Raw genomic sequence first — 17,730 nt, 5'->3', positions numbered from 1 at the left:
ATAATGAAGGATCAGGCAAATCTCGATTTAGCCGATTTCGAATGGAATCTAGTCGTCCGAAATACCCGACTTGAGGACTTTGAGACACTTGTAGAAATTCAGAAGAAGTGTTTTCCAGAGATGGAATTGTGGACTCGAGCCCAAATCGAGAGCCAGCTTAAACACTTCCCCGAGGGGCAGTTTGTCGTCGAGTGTGACGGACGCGTCATCGCTTCCTGCAGCAGCTTGCTGTTGTCCTACGAAGACGAGTTGGAATGGCACAATTGGAAAAAGACGTCCGATTCGGGCTTCATCCGCAACCATAAGCCGGATGGAAACACGATGTACGGCATCGAGATCATGGTCGATCCCGATTTCCGAGGTATGCGTCTGTCACGCCGACTCTATGAAGCTCGGAAGGAATTCTGCCGACAACGCAATGTCGCCAGAATCATCATCGGAGGCCGTATCCCCGGCTACTGCAAGCATGCCGACGAGATGACTGCCCGCGAGTATGTCGATCGGGTCGTCGACAAATCGATTTTCGATCCAGTCCTCACGGCTCAAATTGCCAACGGCTTCTCTGTCCAAGGGTTGATTGACAATTACTTGCCCTCGGATGTCGAAAGTTGTGGCTACGCTACTTTCTTGGAATGGAAGAATTTTGAGTTGCGACTCAAGGGCGCTCGACGCCATCGCAGAAGCGTTGAGCCGGTGCGAATTGGCGCCGTCCAATACCAGATGCGGGCTGTAGCCGATTTTGATGAGTTTGCGCGCCAAAGCCGCTATTTCGTCGACGTAGCTGGCGATTACAAATGCGATTTCCTGCTCTTCCCTGAGCTTTTCACCACCCAGCTCCTGTCGTGCATGCCCGCGCAACGCCCCGGCAGCGCTGCACGCGCCCTGTCTGAATTCACGCCTCAGTATCTCGAGCTCTTTACCGATATGGCGGTCGCGTTCAACACGAACATCATCGGTGGCTCCCATTTCGTGGTGGAGGACGACGTCCTCTACAACATCGCATTCCTCTTCCGACGTGATGGTAGCATCGCCAAGCAATATAAATTGCATATCACTCCCAGTGAACGTCGCTGGTGGGGGGTTACCGGCGGACACTCCATCGAGGTCATGGATACCGATTGCGGTCCTATCTCGATCCAAATCTGCTACGACAGCGAATTTCCGGAAGTTGGACGAATCGCGGCGGCCAAAGGTGCCAATATCTTCTTTGTTCCCTTCAATACCGACACACGCAATGGCTATCTGCGCGTCCGAACCTGTGCAGCCGCCCGCTGTATCGAAAACCACGTCTACGTCGCGATCGCAGGCTGTACCGGCAATCTGCCGTTCGTCGAAAACGCCGACATCCACTACGCGCAAACCGCAATTCTCACGCCAGCCGACGTCACCTTCGCTCGCGATGCCATTGGTGCCGAAGCCAATGCCAATATCGAAACGGTGATCATTCACGATGTTGATTTGGAGCTGCTCCGCCGACACCGAGAGCAGGGAAGCGTCACCAATTGGAAGGATCGACGACGCGACCTCTACTCCGTCAAGTCGCTGGAGACAGATTCCGAATTCTAAGCGGCCGGGTTGACCATACAGAGCACAGGGGGCAGCTCTTGCTCCCTGTTTTCGCGTTTCCCGACCGGCCCCCCCTGTCCCGACCGGCCCCCCTATCCCAACCGGCAGGCACCGGCCCGCACAATTGATTCAGCCGTTGCCTCGCCCGAGCGATGCTCCGTGGGCAGCTGATTCGCGTCAGGCTGAGCAGCAACCCTCTAAGGCAACCACAACACGTCTGGAGAACCATTGCTTCGCTGCGATTCTCCCCGCTTGATTCTGACAGCCAATCAGCCCCAATCTGTGGATTGCCAGCGTCCCCGCTGCCGCCCCTGCCACCCTGCGTCGCACTGCTGGACACGAAGCCTCAGTTGCGAGGCCTCAGTTGCTAGCATTCCGCAGGTTTCCTAGTATTACGGGATGAAACGCCTAAAGGAATTGTACCGATTGTGCCGATTCCAATTCTACGTTGTGCCATGGGGGGCACTTCATAGGGAATGCAAGTTCCCGTCTGAGGTTTGGCGAACAGAGTTTCTCAATTACACTCGTTCGCATGTAAAGGAATCCGGCGTGCCTTCGACCGGACACCCGTCAATTCGACCCAATCAGCGTTTGCTGTCCCTCCCTGGATTAGCATATTGCCTCGTGGCTGCAGCGACTCTTGTCTCTGCAACCGGTTGCAGTCTGTTTCCCGATGTGCGGCACAAGCCTCAGTTGTTGAACCCATTTCCGCAAATTAAGCGAGTGGCTGTTCTTCCCTTTTTTAACCAAAGCGAAGATCCCACCCTCAGCGGCGAACGCGTCGCGTTGGCTTATATGAACGAGGTCCAGGCCATTCGTGGCTTTGAAGTCCTTCCACTGGGCGTCGTCAAATCCAAGCTAGCAACCTACCAAGGCCCGCTTTCTGAGGGCGAGCATTTCCAGGAATTCGCGCGCTATCTAGATGTGGATGCCGTACTCATTGGCTCCATCACTGATTACGACTCCTATTACCCTCCTCGCATGTCCCTGGCCGTTAACTGGTATGCCGCGAATCCTGCGTTTCACCCAGTGCTTCCAGGGTATGGACTCCCTTGGGGAACGAAGCGTGAAAAGGAGATTCCGACGTGGATTCACTCCGAAGCCCAACGCTCGCTGGCCGTGGAGCAACTAAAAACTCAGACTCCACTCCTCACCGCTGACGTTGCTGCAGAAGCTCCTCCTTTGCAGGTCGCTCCGGTGCCTGCACCTGAACCTGCACCTCAGCCAATCATGCCAGAGGACCGCTTACCTGCTGGCCAGCTTGAAGTGGCTCCCATTTCATGGGAAGCCCCTCTCCCCGGCGAGACGGTGGTCGTTGCTCCCGAGCTAGCCGGTGGAGATTTGCTAGCAACCGGCGAGGCTGAGCAATGGGCAAACTCTAGCGATCAACTTCCTGCAGACTGGCCTGACGCACGCGGCTTCCTCCCCGATCCGCCCAGCTCCAAACGGCCTGATTTCAGGGTCCAGCACGATCCAATCATCTCTCACATGCGCAACTTTAACGGTCATGACGAAAGTTTCACCGAGCAGTTATCCGAGTATTTTTACTTCCGAGACGACGCCCGCTTCGGTGGGTGGCAAGCGTATCTCCAACGCAGCGAAGACTTTATACGTTTCTGCTGCTATCTCCATCTCTCCGAAACGCTCATTGCGCGGGGCGGACAAGACGAAAGCCGCTTGATCTTAAGGTGGCCTCTCGACCGATACACACGGTAAGTCGCTGAGGTTGTTGAGTTCGAAGGCACTCGAACAGAAACCGTCAGTAGTAGCTTCCTCGGAACAGATCATCAGATCGATTCCACGGGGGCTACCACTCCAGTTTCTGGCACGCTCATCAACCTCGCAGGTGCGAAAGCTGCAATAGCCAACCACGCCAACGGAAGCGTTTTGCTTTGGGAGAGGCCCCTTCCGTTTGAACTCGGTGGCTACAGCTGAAAACCAACCGCAGTAAAGCTACCAATCCGTTCGTCACTTAGTGGCTCGACGGCGGATTGGTAGCTCTTTGCGATTTTGCACCTCAGAGATCTCGACTTACGGGCATTCTTTTGTAAACGCACTCGGTTCAATCGAATACGATTTCTGCGTTTGCAAAAGATCAAGCACAGTGACCTCATGCAGCAGGGAGGCAAGGCATGAACAAAGAAATTAACGTCCTGGCAATGGTCAAAGGTGAGGAACGCTATGTATTCCTCTACGATGACAAGAACCGAATTGAGACCTTGCGAATGTTGGGCCGCTACGCAGCCGATCCCGCACTGAGTTTCTCTTGGTACGACGCTGCCGTGATGAGCAAAAAGATTCGTGAAATGGGTGCCGAGGACGACAGGCTCAATGAGCAAATCCGCGAGAAGTACAACACGCGGTTTTCGTATCGACACGAAGAGGACATGATCTAACTTCGAGCGCATCAGGAACGAGAATGCACAGTGCAATTGCCCAATTCTTGCAATACCTAGCAGTAGAGAAGAATGCTTCGCAATTCACGGTCAAATCGTATCGTGAAGACCTCATGGATCTCGCTGACTACCTCGCCGATCAACTCGGCGCAGGAGTCAAGCCGTCGCAAATAGCACCGCGAGATCTCCGCGCCTACACCGCGGCATTGCACGAAGCGGGCTACGCTCGCACCAGCATTGCACGCAAGTTAGCATCCCTGCGCAGCTTCTACCGCTTTGCCCAACGCCAGAATCTGGCGGATTCCAACCCGGCAAAGCCACTCCGCAATCCACGAGGGCAACGAAAGTTACCGCATTTCCTGACCGGTGAGGAGATTGGCCAACTGTTCGATGCGCCTCCGAAGTTGACCCCTCAAGGCTTGCGCGACCGAGCAATCTTTGAAACGATGTACTCCGCTGGTTTGCGGGTCAGCGAAGTCGTTGGGTTAAACGACGGCGATATCGATATCGAGGATGAGATTGCCAGAGTCCGTGGAAAAGGTCGGCGGGAGCGGTTGAGTCCAATGGGGCGCTACGCACTCCAGGCACTCGACGCATACAAACGCGTGCGAGTCGTCTCTTCCGCATCCGATTTAGGACGCCAAACTCCGGTCTTCGTGAATCGATTTGGAAATCGCCTGACCACGCGCAGCGTTGGACGCATGCTCGAAAAGTACATCCTCCAAACCGGACTCGATACTCGCACTTCTCCGCACACCTTGCGTCACAGTTTCGCCACGCACCTGCTCGATCGCGGAGCAGACATCCGCAGCGTACAGGAACTCCTCGGACACAAGAGCCTCGTTACGACGCAGATCTACACCCATCTATCGACCGCAAATCTGCGCGAAGTCTACTTGAAGGCACACCCTCGAGCACGCAGTTGAAGATCTTCCTAGCAGTTTGACTCAGCGGGCTACTGCCGACTCTTGAATCGCGGCCTCGTGAAACGACCGTTCAATGCGATCGTTCACATCGGTGGAGACTGCGTGATCACGCCACAACCAACGCATCATTTCGGGCAATAGAACACCACCAGATTTGAGCCCATGGGTCCCGATGCTCCAGTTGTAATTGACGTCATAGCCCTTCTCGGTCAACGCTTGCATGAGACGCACGTTTTGCAAGAACCAGTCCCATTTGGGATCGTATTGTCCACCGCGCCGCTGACCTCGGTTGTCATTGCGACCATCTTGTAGGTAAACGCGTATCGGCTTCTTCTCACTCTTCAAAACAATGTCCGCGTATTCATGCCCACCACGAATATTGGTGAAGCTGCCCACGGTACTGAGAACTTTGCTGAACTGATCGGGCCGATGCCATGCTACGGTGAATGCGGCGATCGCGCCGGAACTACATCCACCGATACCGTGATCCTGGGCCTCTTTGGAGATATTGAATTGGGCGTAGAGTTCAGGCAGAAGTTCGTCGACAATCACCCGAGCGTACCTGTCGTCAAGGCTATTGTACTCCGTGGGACGATTGGTAGTTCGATCTCCCCATTCACTCGCGCTCGGCTCGGGTTGATCCGGAGTTCGTCCAGGGTTAATAAAGACGGCGATCATCGTTGGGATTTCACGCCGATGGAGCAAGTTGTCGATCACGTTGGTAGCGCGCGCACTGCCCTGCTCCGCCAGAAAGGCATGCCCGTCGTTGAAAATCATTAAGCTACACGGCTTATCCTCTCGGTATTGAGCGGGCACGTAGACCGAATAGGTGTGTTGCGTGCCCTCGTAGGCCTCACTGGGAAGCGTGAACGGCCCAAGCACTTCCCCGTGAGGTACTCCTTCCTGACGGAGCGAATCGGGCCCCAACTGATAAAAAGCATCGCTTCCGGCTGTCTGGGCATACCCGCAATCAGCCTGCCCCATGCCTGCCAAACACACTACGGCGCACAACTTCAAAACATGACGCATAGCAAACCTCACCTGTCGTTCTAGCAAATTGTTGTGATACGAGATTTCGAATGCCTTCTTATTCAGCGAACCAATTGCCGACGGAAAGTTCTTCTCCTACTTCAATCTCTTGCGGATCAATTACCGCATGTTTGATGAGCTTGCGTTTCCATGTGTAAGTCAAGTGCACCATACCATCCGCGCTCTGAATAATCGCTGGATAGCTAAACTCTGCCTTTTCCTCTTGTTCCAGAACACCAACTTTGCGCCAACTTATGCCGTCGTCTGAGATGGCCAAGTTGATCAATCCGCGTCGCCCCCAACCGGTATCGCCTGAGCCCAGGTGGTTATAGATCATCAACTGGCGTCCATCCTGGAGCGTCACGACATCGATTCCAGAGTTGGGGTTGGGCATGTCGATGGCTTGCATTTCAGACCACGTTTCTCCTCCATCACTTGAGAAACTTGACGTGATGACGCTTTCCTTAGTCCGATTCAATACTTGGATGCGACCGTCGGCATGCACCAAAAATGTTGGCTGAATTGCATTGAACCGATCGTCCGTATTGATGGGCCCCACTCGCTTCCAATTCCCGCTGGGAACTCCGCCAACCAAGTCGATGGATTCGAAATGAACTCGCCATCCGTCATATTCGGTGGACGAGCCGCAAAGCAGCGTTTGCCCATCGTCCAACAGGATGGGTTTGCAGCGAACCGGTCCATCAATTCCCTCGGGTAATCGACGTCGATCCGTAAACGTCCGTCCACGATCGTAGCTGACCATCATCTCGCCCCACCACTCTCGCGGATTGGGACCAACCTTGAAGAACAGCAGAGTCGGGCCATCGCCGGGTGGCTGAAACAGCACAGGGTTCCAACAGGGATAACGCAGCGAATCGTGCTGAATACCATTCGCCCATTCTTTGGGAGAGGACCAACCGTTGCCGTCATGATAGCTCGACCAAATCCCCACATCTTCATGACTCTCACGAGTGCCACCGAACCAAGCAGCTACTAACCCGCGACTGGTTTCCACAATTGTGGACGCATGACATTCTGGAAAGCTGGCTTTGGTGTAGATGAACTCGTCACTTACAAAACCGGGGAACTTAGGCTTCCCGGCGACCGCCGCTGGTGAAGCGGTCAATTGCTCTGGCGCGTAGGCGACACAGTCCTCGTGGGCGATGAAATAGATGCGTCCATTCTCCGACCCCACCAACAAATCAGGCTTACCGTTTTCGTCGAAGTCGCAAACCGCCGGACTCGAGGTGTGACCGGCGACATTGCGTCGCGCCAAATTTCCGATCTTTTTCAGAACAACTCGCCCATCGCGATCTTCACAGTTGCGGTACCACGTTGCGTTTTCAGAATTGACCAAAATGTCGAGCCGTGAATCACCGTCCCAATCCACGACCGATAACTTAATCCGACCTGATCCCCCACACGATTTCGCATTCAATTGCATGGGGCGATTCTGTTCATCGATGAAAATGCGTTGAGCTTCTCCGCCACCAGGTCGTAGCGTCAAATACCCTTCCTGGTCGAGCATCACGAGATCGAGTTCTCCATCAGCGTTCCAATCAACGGCGACTGGCGTCGTGCGCCACTGAGTCAGACTATTGCTCGACAAAGTTTTCCACCAATACCATTTGGGAGGCGCTTCGAGCACCCCAGTGTCCAAGGCGGTGTCAATCAACCGCCCCTGCTCATTGCGGAGGAGCCCCACACGGGACAAGATCGAGTTGTAGAGGATGTCGGGGTCCGCATCGTTGTCCCAATCGGCCACCGTCAACGTAGTGTAGCCCCACTTGGCTTCCGCGGGCCCCTGAATCGATCCACTAGGCCCAGCCATGATGCGGAAAGGCTGAGTTTTCGAAGCATCGGCACCAACCTGAACATTTATTAAACTGGGGGCCGCCCACATTGGAGTGGCGTCTCCCTCGGTGCCCAAGTTTTCGAACAGCGCAATGTTGCCTGCCGTGTTTCCACAGAGGATGTCTTGATCCCCATCGGCATCCCAGTCGTAAGCATAGGGAGTTGCTAATGCGCCAAATTTCAGAGTGTCCGCCTCCTGCTGAAAATAGGAAGGCGGATTAAATACGGGAGCACCACCAGCGAGGGCCCCCGTGTTCTCGACCAACGCAACGCGTCCGTCTTCATCACCGACAATCAGATCGAGATCGCCATCGGCATCCCAATCGAAAGCCGTTGGTGTAATCATCTGCAAATGCATCACTAAAGGCTCGCCAACCGAGTCTTGCAGTTTCTCACCAGCCGCATAGACAGGCTCAGTCCGCGAGCCAACGTTTTGGAAGTAGGTGAAGCCGTCTAAAAACTCACCGCACAACAAGTCCAAATCTCCATCCCCGTCGAAATCCGCCAAGTTCGGTGAGGGCCAACCGTAGACATCAATGGCGTTCCCCCCGGCAGTGAGCTTCCTCGGGGTATCCGAATACTTGGGCGTTGCGTCATCGCCCTCGTTTTCTATCCAATACACGTAACCTCGCAACGGGCCATTGTGCCAGCGACCTTGCCCATCGTAGGCGTTGTCCCAGGCGTACTCCATCCAGTCTCCTACACCGATTACCAAATCCTGGTCGCCGTCCCCGTCAAAGTCGGCATAGCGCCACATGTTGCCACGCACGTTGTTGGGATGCACATTGCTTCGAGGGTAGATTTTCTGTGGATGCGAAAAGTCGAATTGACCCGATTTCGCGTCCCTCGGAAATTCGAAGCCTGGCTTTAGAATCCTTGGCTGATCGTCAACATAGCTCACCTGGAAATTGTGTGTCGTCGCTCCCACGCGAACTCCAGGTAGAAACACAGGTGCTTTATCGTGACGATCCTGCGTCGGGTTTTCAAAAAAGTAGACACCATTGGACGGCTTGTCGGGACAAGCCACCAGCAAGTCGATATCCCCATCAAGATCGTAATCCATAGGCATGGGCCAAGCCCATAAACCTACGCCCAAGTCGACTTCGAGTCCTGGGTTGTTGTATTTCAAGGGCTGAAGCTTCCAGTCCTCTTCAGCCAGAGAACTCCCCATCGTGCCAAGCAGCGATGTGGCAAAAACTAGACAGCAAATTCGCGATAAGTTCATTGGGAGGGATTTCTAGGCGGGAGTAATCTTGGTGAAGGCTTGCGAGCAACACTCGGCTCATGCGGAACTGAGGAATCGCTCAGCGTTCAATCGGCCGGAGCGTCTTCCTTTCAAGTTCCCACGGCACATTGTAATGGATTTGAGCATGCGATGCAGCGTGCTGAGGGCACGACTAGTCGACCGCATCGAGCGAATGCGTGGGGGTCGGAAAACGAGCTTGCATCTCTACCAATTCGGCTTGCAGCTGAGCTTTCATTTCTGCCGCTCGACTGGGGAAACGCGAACTTAGATCATCCTGTTCAGCAATATCGTGAACCACATCGTAGAGTTCAGTCGCGTCCTGCTCGTAGAACTGCAACAGCTTGAAATCCCCCTGTCGCATCGCGGAATGGGGGTGCGTTCGGCTAGTTTCAAAATCATCCACGCCAATAGAATCGGGGGATTGAGCATAGCCCTTCTCGGGATGGTAGTACGGGAAGTGCCAGATTAGCTTGCGGGGTTCGAGGCTGGATGCATTCCGCAGATGTTCTTTCAAGCTAACGCCGTCGACATCATCGGCGGCCCCTCCAGCGATATCGACGAACGTCGGAAGCAGGTCATAGCCAATAACCGGCTCGCAACTAGTCTTGCCGCCATCGACATGCCCAGGCCAGCGGACGAGCATGGGTACGCGAATCCCACCTTCATACAGATTCCATTTGGACCCTCGTAAGGGGCCGTTCGCGGTGTATTCAGGATGGCCACCATTGTCCGACATCAATACCACAAGAGTACTATCGCGCTGCCCTGATCGTTCGACCGCTTCCAACACTTGACCAAGATGGTGATCGAGCGTTTCTAAAAAAGCTGCATAGGCAATCCTTTGCTTCCGTTGAGGCACTTCCGCCGGAATCTTGGCATCGTATTTGTTCACCAACCAAGTTAACGGAGTCTGAACCGGAGTGTGGACATAGAAGGAGGAAACACAGGCAAAGAAGGGTTGCTTGTGCTCCGCCTCGAGATACTCCACGACTCCCTGCACCATAGAATCGTCTGCAAACACACCGTTTGCCTCAATCGGATCGGGACGGTTTCCGCCTCGCCAAGCGTAGGGATGGTTGCCAAAGTCTTGCTTGGTGAACTCGAATCCTTGCTGAGCGGGACCGTGGGTCGGACTCCACCCCAAGTAGCCGCCAAAGTGCGCATTCAAATGCCACTTTCCGAAAAATGCGGTCTGGTAGCCAAGTGCGGCAAGTCGCTCTGCAACGGTCAATTCTTGAAGTGGGAGGTCGAGCGTAAATGGGGGAGCTCGCAGTAGGGTGGGAGCATCAATCTGCTGCCGTCCAGGTTTGTCTTTGGTCACAAACTCAAAATTGGTGCGGGCAGTCGTCTTTCCCGTCATGATGCTCGCGCGCGACGCCGAACAAATGGGTGCTGCGGCATAGGCATTCGTAAAACGCAGCCCCTCTCCAGCTAGCCGGTCAAGATGTGGCGTGTCATGCCACTGATGCCCATAGCACGCCAAATCAGACCAGCCTAAATCGTCCACCAAAATGAACAGAATATTGGGACATCCTTCTGCAGGAGTGGCCGCCAGCAGGCCGCCGCTCCATAGCAAATGGAGCAACCATACCCCCAACATTCCTGCAATGCTCGACGCAAATCTTGTTGGTATTTGAGATTGCAACCGCACCGCCTACGACTCCTTCGAAATTCGGCTGATGAACTTCAAGAGCAGCGGATACGCCGGATCAGCCATCCCCGAATGGTCGTAGCCATCGAGTTCCAATAGTCGGGTATCGGGATGCCCTACGACTTGCATCATTCTCCAGAAATAGGCATTCTCCTCATAGCGTCCACGCATTTCCAATTCCCGATCACCCGAGATAATCAACATGGGAGGCGAATCCGACCTCACATGAAATAGCGGGGCGAAGCGATCGATCGTGGGCTGATTGGCTCCAATGCCTTGCTCTTTGCGAACGGTGAAATGCGTAATCACTTGTCCGCTGAACGGAATTAAACCGGCCAGTTGGTCAGCGTCAATGTCGTGGGCAGAAAGCCACTGTTTGTCGAGCCCCACCATGCTCGTTAGATATCCACCAGCAGAATGGCCACTCACGAAAATCCGTTCCGGACTGCCGCCATACTGCGCAATATTGTCGAAGGTCCATGCGACCGCCGCTGCTGCATCTTCAATATAGACGGGAGCCTTGACTTTGGGCCCCAAGCGATAGTCGACAGCCACCACAGCGATTCCCTTCTCGCGGAGACGCTGTGGAACTGAGCGGCCTCCGCCTGTGAGACCACCGCCGTGAAACCAAACTACCGTCGGAAATTGTTCCACATGAGTTGGATAGTAGAGGTCCAAGTGACAGCGTTCCCGCGCGTAGTCATCCGAGGACAGCGACTCACGGTAGAAGACGTCTAGCACGGTCTGGTAACCAACTTCTGGCTCAGGCGACTTCTCCGCCACCACCGCCTCCACGACGACCGCTGGTTGTGCACGCAATGGATCGACCTGGGCCAGGCTCACCAGACCTAGGAAGAGTAAAGCCGAGAAGCGATGCATGATGGAATCCTCATAAGGGGACAGAAATTGAATGCGCATGTTCCTGCGGAAACACGTCGTTGAGGTGCTTGCTAATAAATCTTCGCACTGCCTGTTCGAGATTCCCATTCAACAACGTCAAATTCCAGCAAGGCATGTAGCACTTCACAACTTGCAATCGATCGGGCATCCACCTGTTTCCGAAACTCAGCGGAACCGAAGAGAATATCAATAGGCGGCTTATGAAACTCATACTCATACGGTGGAGGCAACCACTCAAAACTCTCTGGTGCCAGTTCAGCAGCAGTTGCAATCAACGCGCAGGTCGTAGCTACCGAACGCACCTCATGCGCCTGCTTGACCACTAGCTCAATTCCGCCGCAGCTCTGACCAACCCACTTGTCAAACGTGGGCATGAATCGGGTCGGACGCAACTGGAGCCCAGGGCGCTGAAACTCGGCCAAGCGTTGACACCATTTCCAAGGATCCAGAAACGGTGCACCCGCCACTTCGAAGGGCCGCGTGGTCCCACGGCCTTCTGACAGGTTCACCCCCTCCAACAAGACTTGCCCTGGATACAGCACCGTGGTGGTCTCCGTCGGCATGTTGGGAGAGGGCCAAATCCAACTCAAATCGAGCTCGTGGAACAGCATGCTGCGCTGCCACCCCAACATGGGGACAACTTCCAGCTCGACATCGATGCGACGTTCAGCGGCACACAGTCGTGCCAACTCCCCCACCGTCAATCCGTGGCGCAGCGGTATCGTCGCTTCGCCAACAAAGCTCTCATAGCCGTGCTGCAGTAGCGGCCCTTCCACCACTTCGCCACCCACCGGATTGGGACGATCCAGAATAACGACTCGCTTTCCCTGTTCCGCACACGCCTCTAGGCAGTGCACGACCGTCCAGATAAATGTATAGACTCGCGTTCCGACGTCTTGCACATCGATCACTAAGCAATCGATCGCATCAAGCATTTCCGGCGTTGGTCGCCTCGTTTCGGAGTACAGACTGAACAGCGGAATATCGAGCGTGGGATGCTTCGCGTGATCGGACTCGATCATGTTGGCCTGCTGCTCTCCCCACACTCCATGCTGAGGTGCAAAGATAGCCTTCAACTGCCCAGGAAACTTGGCAGCCAACGCATCACAACTGTATTGCAGTTCCCGGGTGACGGAGGCCTGATTCATGAGCAAGCCAAGGCGACCGGCAAATAATTGCGGCTGCTGCTCGTACTGGCCATCGATTACACGATCGATTCCCAATTGAATTGGATGTCGCATGAGCCTTAATTACCTTCCGCGTCTAGCGGATAGAGCAAGAAGGTCCGGCGCCGCGCCTCGAAACTTTCAAGCCCTTCGGCTGCAAGCGTCATCACTTGCTCAACTCCAGTGCCAGCAATGATCGCATCGGTCACCACGCGATTTCCCAACAAGCGATTGAGGTTCTTCGTCTCCCACTCTTCGGGATAGGCATGTCGCAGTTGACATGCCAGCTCGATTCCAATCCGCAACGGATCCACAGCATCGCGATCCGTGATCAAGATGTTCACGCCGCTGCACAGTTCTCCTTCATACTTGCTGCTCTCCGGTCGAAACTCAATCGGCACAAACACGACTCCTGGAATCGAATTGGAATTTAACGCCTGAGCTAATTCTTGGCCGCGTATCCAGGGCGCACCGAGAACTTCAAATGGCGTATCGGTACCGCGTCCCACGGACACGTTGGTCATCTCCAACAGCCCTACACCAGGATAAAGCAGTGCTTGCACGAGGCTCCGCATGTTGGGAGAGGGATTGACCCAGGTCAGATTCGTAGCTTCCCAATAGTCTTGGCGATTCCACTGCTCGCATCCGATCACTTGCAAGTCGACGTCAAGCTCCAGTTCGCTTTTCAGCATCTGCGCGATCTCACCAATCGTCATCCCGTGACGAACCGGCAAATGGTGAAACCCAACAAAGGACTCGTAGCCGGCGTCGAGCATCGGTCCCGCAGTTTGCACACCATTGATCGGATTCGGACGATCTAAGACGACAAAGCGTTTGCCATATTCGCTCGCCGCTCGCATCGCTTCCCCCATCGTCGAGATGTAGGTGTAAAAGCGCGTTCCAATGTCCTGTATATCGAACACCAACACATCCAGATCTTTGACCATCGCCTCGGTCGGCTTCCGCGTTTCTCCATACAAACTGTGAATCGTTAAGCCTGTGGTGGCGTCCGCCGCATCCCCAATCCTCTCTACATCGAGCTTTCCTTCAAAGCCATGTTCAGGGCTGAAGAGAGCAGCCAAGTTCACTTGCTCCGCCTTATGAAACAGCTGCACAATGCTTTCTCCGCTACGATTGCGCCCCGTGTGGTTCGTGATCAACCCCACGCGTTGCCCGGCGAGTTGACTAAATTGATCGCGTTGCAAGACATCCAAGCCAGTTAACGTTTCCACCAAGTTTGATTTTCCAGCGGCAGCCTGTGAGGTGCTTTCGACATCCGTAATCGCCCCTGCCACGAGATTCACGATGCTGCCAGCTAAATGGTTGACGCTTCCCGAACCGGTAGGATGGACGCGATTGCTTAGAAAGATAAAGAACAAATCCAACTCGGGGTCAATCCACAACACCGTGCCCGTAAAACCACCGTGCCCAAACGCAGCCTCAGTTAGCAAATCCCCTCGATTGCTCGAGTATCCGGTTTTCTTGTCCCACCCCAATCCACGCACACCACTCGAAACAGCGTAACCGCGCGTCATGGTTGCGACCGTCAGCGGCGAGAGAACTCGCACGGTCTGATCTTCACTTGTGGAATAGCTCCCATCTTGGAGCATCATTTGTGCGTAAATCGCCAAGTCTTGGGCTGTTGAAAACAAGCCAGCATGCCCCGCGACTCCTCCCAATGCATGGGCTCGAGGATCATGCACCTGCCCCTGCATCCAAGCACCATCGCGTTCTTCTGTGGGAGCTGCTCGCGACTGCAATTCAGCGCGAGGCAAGTAGCCCGATTCCGACATACCTAGGGGAGTAAAAAGGTTCTCCTGGGAGAACTCGTTGATGTCCTTGCCTGAAACTTTTTCTACGAGCTTGGCGAGCACGATGAAGTTGACATCCGAGTATTTGAAAGTCGTTCCAACGGGCGCGACCAATCCCAAATCGCAAATCCTTTGCCAGGCGAGTTCTGGTCCATCCAAGTAGTCCTTCAGCGAATTGTCGGGAATCAAACCACTTTGGTGGATCAGCAAATCTTTTACTGTGATGTCATCCTTCCCATTGGGTGCGAATTCCGGGAAGTACTCCACGACCTTGGCCCCTAAGCGAATCTTCCCCTGTTCAACCAGCTTCATCACGCTCGTCGCGGTCGCTACTGGTTTCGTAATGGATGCCATGTCAAACACCGTGTCGGTCGTCATGGAGACCTGGCTGGGTTCGACTTGCTTATTGCCAAAGGCTTCTAGATAGGCAATCTTTCCGTGACGCCCCACGCACACCACGCAGCCGGGCATCTTCTTATTCTCGATCCCCTCCTCTACGATCGCTTCGATCCCCACCAGAGCATCGCCGTCGAGGCCCACCTCGCTGGGAGACACCAGTGGTAGCGTCTCAGCCAAACCGAGAGTGCTGCACAGGCACTGGCTGACGAAGAATAAAAACAACAGGCAATATCGCGGAAGTATAGACATGATGAATTTCAATTATCTAGGAACGGAAGGAGTGTTTACGATTGACTGGGAGCTACGGCAGAACCGCTCCCAGCAGTGGAACGTGGAAATACGAAGGACAGCACGAGGCCAGCCAGGAAGGTTGTGGAGGAACCGATCAACGCAAACCAGGGCCAGGCCACGCCGAAGCTAGAGCCAGGCCAATTAGATTGTATCCAAACTGGCAATGCAAATTGTACCGCTAACAGGACAGCCAAACCGACCGCGGCGCCCGCCAACGCTGCCGTCTGCCCGACGCGACGTGTCAGCACTCCCAACGAAAAGAGTCCCAACAACAGGCCAGCAGAAAATCCGGCAATGGACAAAGCATTGCCAATCACGGTATTGTCAAAGGTCGTTGCCCAAATCCCAATGGCTATCTGCAATACTCCAAATCCTACCGCAATCCAACGGGTCAGACGCAACAGTTTTGCAGCCGAGGGCGGCGTCTTCTGACGTGGCAGATAGAAATCGTTAATCAATGCGGATGCTGACGCATTTAGCGAACTCGACAGCGTGGACATGGCAGCTGCTAGGATCGCGGCTAACATCAACCCCACCAACCCGGTGTTCGTGGGGAAGGAGTGGATGATAAAATGGGCGTAGACTTCATCACTTTTCTCAAACACCGTCTCGGGCTGAAAACTGTAGAAACACGCCAGTTGAACGCCAATGAAGAGGAATAGGGCAAACTGTGCAAAAACGACAAACCCACTGATAAAAATCGCTCGCCCGGCATCACGCTGACTGCGTGCACTCAGATAGCGCTGGACCATCATCTGATCGGTGCCATGTGTTCCAAGCGTCAACACGGCGCCGCCGATCAAGCCCGCCCAAAAGCTGTAGGGATACGAGACGACCCAGTTCCAAAATCCTTGGTCCGCGGTTCCTGCCACACTCTCGGGCGGATAGAACTGCAACCATTCAGTTTTCCCATGCTCTGCTGCAAATTTCCACAAGGTATCCCAGCCACCAGGAATGTTGGCCACGATGACGAAGACCGTCGCCACTCCTCCCAGCAGATAAATCACAAGCTGGATGCAATCGTTCCAAACGACCGATCGCATGCCACCAAAATACGTATACAGAATAGTGACACCACCGATCGCTAGTGCGCTAGTGACGAATGGCCAACCGACAAGTTTTTCGACCACCATCGCCGCCAAAAACAGACGCAACCCATCACCCAAGTTGCGTGTGACCAGGAATAGGAGTGAACCAGCATGCTTGGCCTTGGTCCCAAACCGCTGTTGCAAGACTTCGTAGGCGCTGAACAGCTTCCCTTCAAAGAAAAGCGGTAGCAGAAAGTAAACGACGATGGTTCGCCCTACGATATAGCCAATTGCCAATTGCAGAAATTTCATGCCCGTGGCACCATAGGCTTGTGCGGGAAGACTCAAAACCGTGGCGGTACTAGTTTCCGTGGCCACGATCGATCCCAGAATTGCCCACCAAGGCAGGTTGCGGTCTCCCAGCAAAAATGCTTCCGCAGAATCCGTTTTACCGCTGGCTCGAATCCCGATATAAATCGCTACCGCGATCGACAGGATCAGTACAATAGTGTCGAACGTTCCAAGAGCCAGCTGCATATCCCAAAATTCCGTTGAGTGAAAACCAGTATGTTGAATCTGACTACCGAGCAACGCAACCCTGCATCAGCTCAAGTCGATACCCTCTCCGCGCGTCAAATCGTTGACCTGATGAATTCTCAAGACGCGTTGATTGCGGAAGCCGTGGCCCGCGAATCAGAGAACATTTCCCGAGCCATAGAGATCATTGCAGACCGATTTCGAAACGGTGGGCGTCTATTCTATCAGGGCGCTGGCACATCAGGGCGCCTCGGAGTACTGGATGCGTCAGAATGTCCCCCTACCTTCAGCACTCCGCCGAGCATGGTTGTGGGGATCATTGCCGGCGGCCAGCGAGCCCTGACCAACGCAGTGGAAGGAGCTGAGGACAATCCCGATCAGGCCCGGTCCGATCTCGAGCTACACCACTTCAGCTCCAAGGACGTTTTAGTGGGGATTGCAACGAGCGGTCGCACTCCCTACGTCTTAGGTGGGCTCAAGTATGCTCGTTCGTTGGGGGCCGCAACCGTGGGCTTCACGTGCAACGAATCTTCCGAACTCCATCCTCTCTCGGATATTGTCATCGCACCGGTCGTGGGACCAGAAATTGTCAGTGGCTCCACGCGGCTCAAGGCGGGCACCGCAACCAAAATGGTCCTGAACATGCTCACTACCGGCGCAATGGTTCTCATTGGTAAAACCTACGGCAATTTGATGGTGGACCTGCGAGCTTCCAACGAAAAGCTAAAACTACGCAGCATCCGAATTGTGGCGGAGATTGCGGAACTAACACCGCCTAAAGCCGAAGAAATCCTGCTTGCCTGTCAGGGCGAAGTCAAGACAGCCATCGTGGCCTCGTTGCATCAGATCGATGCGCAGGCCGCTCGCGAATTGTTAACGTCACACGACGGACAACTGCGTGCCGCCCTGCCCCAACAGTAAGACTAGCCC

General features: G+C 54.5%; 12 protein-coding genes. 5 read left to right on the top strand and 7 right to left on the bottom strand.

Annotated features, from left to right (window positions below; all coding sequences use genetic code 11):
* The first annotated feature begins 3 nt into the window (after positions 1 to 3).
* The 4 genes from Q31a_RS13290 to xerC all read left to right on the top strand — a co-directional run bounded on the left by Q31a_RS13290 (position 4) and on the right by xerC (position 4,888).
* Entirely contained in the window at positions 4 to 1,566 is a 1,563-nt protein-coding gene (locus Q31a_RS13290) for a bifunctional GNAT family N-acetyltransferase/carbon-nitrogen hydrolase family protein (protein WP_145078379.1), read from the top strand.
* A gap of 624 nt (positions 1,567 to 2,190) precedes the next feature.
* The gene (locus Q31a_RS13285) at positions 2,191 to 3,282 is read left to right on the top strand and encodes a hypothetical protein (RefSeq protein ID WP_231691189.1); all 1,092 of its coding nucleotides are present in this window, start codon (positions 2,191 to 2,193) and stop codon (positions 3,280 to 3,282) included.
* Positions 3,283 to 3,698: 416 nt separating this feature from the next.
* The gene (locus tag Q31a_RS13280) at positions 3,699 to 3,962 is read left to right on the top strand and encodes a hypothetical protein (protein WP_145078376.1); all 264 of its coding nucleotides are present in this window, start codon (positions 3,699 to 3,701) and stop codon (positions 3,960 to 3,962) included.
* A gap of 23 nt (positions 3,963 to 3,985) precedes the next feature.
* Entirely contained in the window at positions 3,986 to 4,888 is a 903-nt protein-coding gene (gene xerC, locus Q31a_RS13275) for a tyrosine recombinase XerC (RefSeq protein ID WP_145078373.1), read from the top strand.
* A 21-nt stretch (positions 4,889 to 4,909) separates the two neighbouring features.
* Here xerC and Q31a_RS13270 read toward each other — a convergent pair whose 3' ends face one another.
* The 7 genes from Q31a_RS13270 to Q31a_RS13240 form a co-directional block, all read right to left on the bottom strand.
* Complete coding sequence (locus Q31a_RS13270) at positions 4,910 to 5,917, bottom strand: alpha/beta hydrolase (protein WP_145078370.1); 1,008 nt, start codon at positions 5,915 to 5,917, stop codon at positions 4,910 to 4,912.
* Between the two features lie 58 nt (positions 5,918 to 5,975).
* On the bottom strand, positions 5,976 to 8,996 hold the full coding sequence (locus tag Q31a_RS13265; RefSeq protein ID WP_145078366.1) for an exo-alpha-sialidase: 3,021 nt from the start codon (positions 8,994 to 8,996) through the stop codon (positions 5,976 to 5,978).
* A gap of 172 nt (positions 8,997 to 9,168) precedes the next feature.
* Positions 9,169 to 10,668, bottom strand: coding sequence for a sulfatase (locus Q31a_RS13260; protein WP_231691188.1), 1,500 nt, complete (start codon positions 10,666 to 10,668; stop codon positions 9,169 to 9,171).
* Between the two features lie 3 nt (positions 10,669 to 10,671).
* A complete protein-coding gene (locus Q31a_RS13255) occupies positions 10,672 to 11,547 on the bottom strand; it encodes an alpha/beta hydrolase (RefSeq protein ID WP_145078363.1) in 876 nt (291 codons plus the stop codon).
* 71 nt (positions 11,548 to 11,618) lie between these two features.
* Complete coding sequence (locus tag Q31a_RS13250; RefSeq protein WP_145078359.1) at positions 11,619 to 12,809, bottom strand: exo-beta-N-acetylmuramidase NamZ family protein; 1,191 nt, start codon at positions 12,807 to 12,809, stop codon at positions 11,619 to 11,621.
* A 5-nt stretch (positions 12,810 to 12,814) separates the two neighbouring features.
* Positions 12,815 to 15,193, bottom strand: coding sequence for an exo-beta-N-acetylmuramidase NamZ domain-containing protein (locus Q31a_RS13245; protein ID WP_145078356.1), 2,379 nt, complete (start codon positions 15,191 to 15,193; stop codon positions 12,815 to 12,817).
* 35 nt (positions 15,194 to 15,228) lie between these two features.
* On the bottom strand, positions 15,229 to 16,800 hold the full coding sequence (locus tag Q31a_RS13240) for a sodium:solute symporter family transporter (RefSeq protein ID WP_231691187.1): 1,572 nt from the start codon (positions 16,798 to 16,800) through the stop codon (positions 15,229 to 15,231).
* Positions 16,801 to 16,830: 30 nt separating this feature from the next.
* Between Q31a_RS13240 and murQ the strand changes: the two genes are divergently transcribed.
* Positions 16,831 to 17,721 (top strand): N-acetylmuramic acid 6-phosphate etherase, encoded by an 891-nt coding sequence (gene murQ / locus Q31a_RS13235; RefSeq protein ID WP_145078354.1) that lies wholly within the window; start codon positions 16,831 to 16,833, stop codon positions 17,719 to 17,721.
* Positions 17,722 to 17,730: the final 9 nt, after the last annotated feature.

Source organism: Aureliella helgolandensis (assembly GCF_007752135.1).
GTDB classification, from domain to species: Bacteria; Planctomycetota; Planctomycetia; order Pirellulales; family Pirellulaceae; genus Aureliella; species Aureliella helgolandensis.
Note: the sequence above shows the minus strand (reverse complement) of the source record. Positions and strands in the feature narration are given on the sequence as shown.

Excerpts from the sequence above, each read along its gene's own strand:
- Q31a_RS13270 (WP_145078370.1), bottom strand. The coding sequence starts at position 5,917 with ATGCGTCATGTTTTGAAGTTGTGCGCCGTAGTGTGTTTGGCAGGCATG.
- Q31a_RS13255 (WP_145078363.1), bottom strand. The coding sequence starts at position 11,547 with ATGCATCGCTTCTCGGCTTTACTCTTCCTAGGTCTGGTGAGCCTGGCC.
- Q31a_RS13280 (WP_145078376.1), top strand. The coding sequence starts at position 3,699 with ATGAACAAAGAAATTAACGTCCTGGCAATGGTCAAAGGTGAGGAACGC.
- xerC (WP_145078373.1), top strand. The coding sequence starts at position 3,986 with ATGCACAGTGCAATTGCCCAATTCTTGCAATACCTAGCAGTAGAGAAG.
- Q31a_RS13265 (WP_145078366.1), bottom strand. The coding sequence starts at position 8,996 with ATGAACTTATCGCGAATTTGCTGTCTAGTTTTTGCCACATCGCTGCTT.
- Q31a_RS13290 (WP_145078379.1), top strand. The coding sequence starts at position 4 with ATGAAGGATCAGGCAAATCTCGATTTAGCCGATTTCGAATGGAATCTA.
- Q31a_RS13245 (WP_145078356.1), bottom strand. The coding sequence starts at position 15,193 with ATGTCTATACTTCCGCGATATTGCCTGTTGTTTTTATTCTTCGTCAGC.
- Q31a_RS13240 (WP_231691187.1), bottom strand. The coding sequence starts at position 16,800 with ATGCAGCTGGCTCTTGGAACGTTCGACACTATTGTACTGATCCTGTCG.
- murQ (WP_145078354.1), top strand. The coding sequence starts at position 16,831 with ATGTTGAATCTGACTACCGAGCAACGCAACCCTGCATCAGCTCAAGTC.
- Q31a_RS13250 (WP_145078359.1), bottom strand. The coding sequence starts at position 12,809 with ATGCGACATCCAATTCAATTGGGAATCGATCGTGTAATCGATGGCCAG.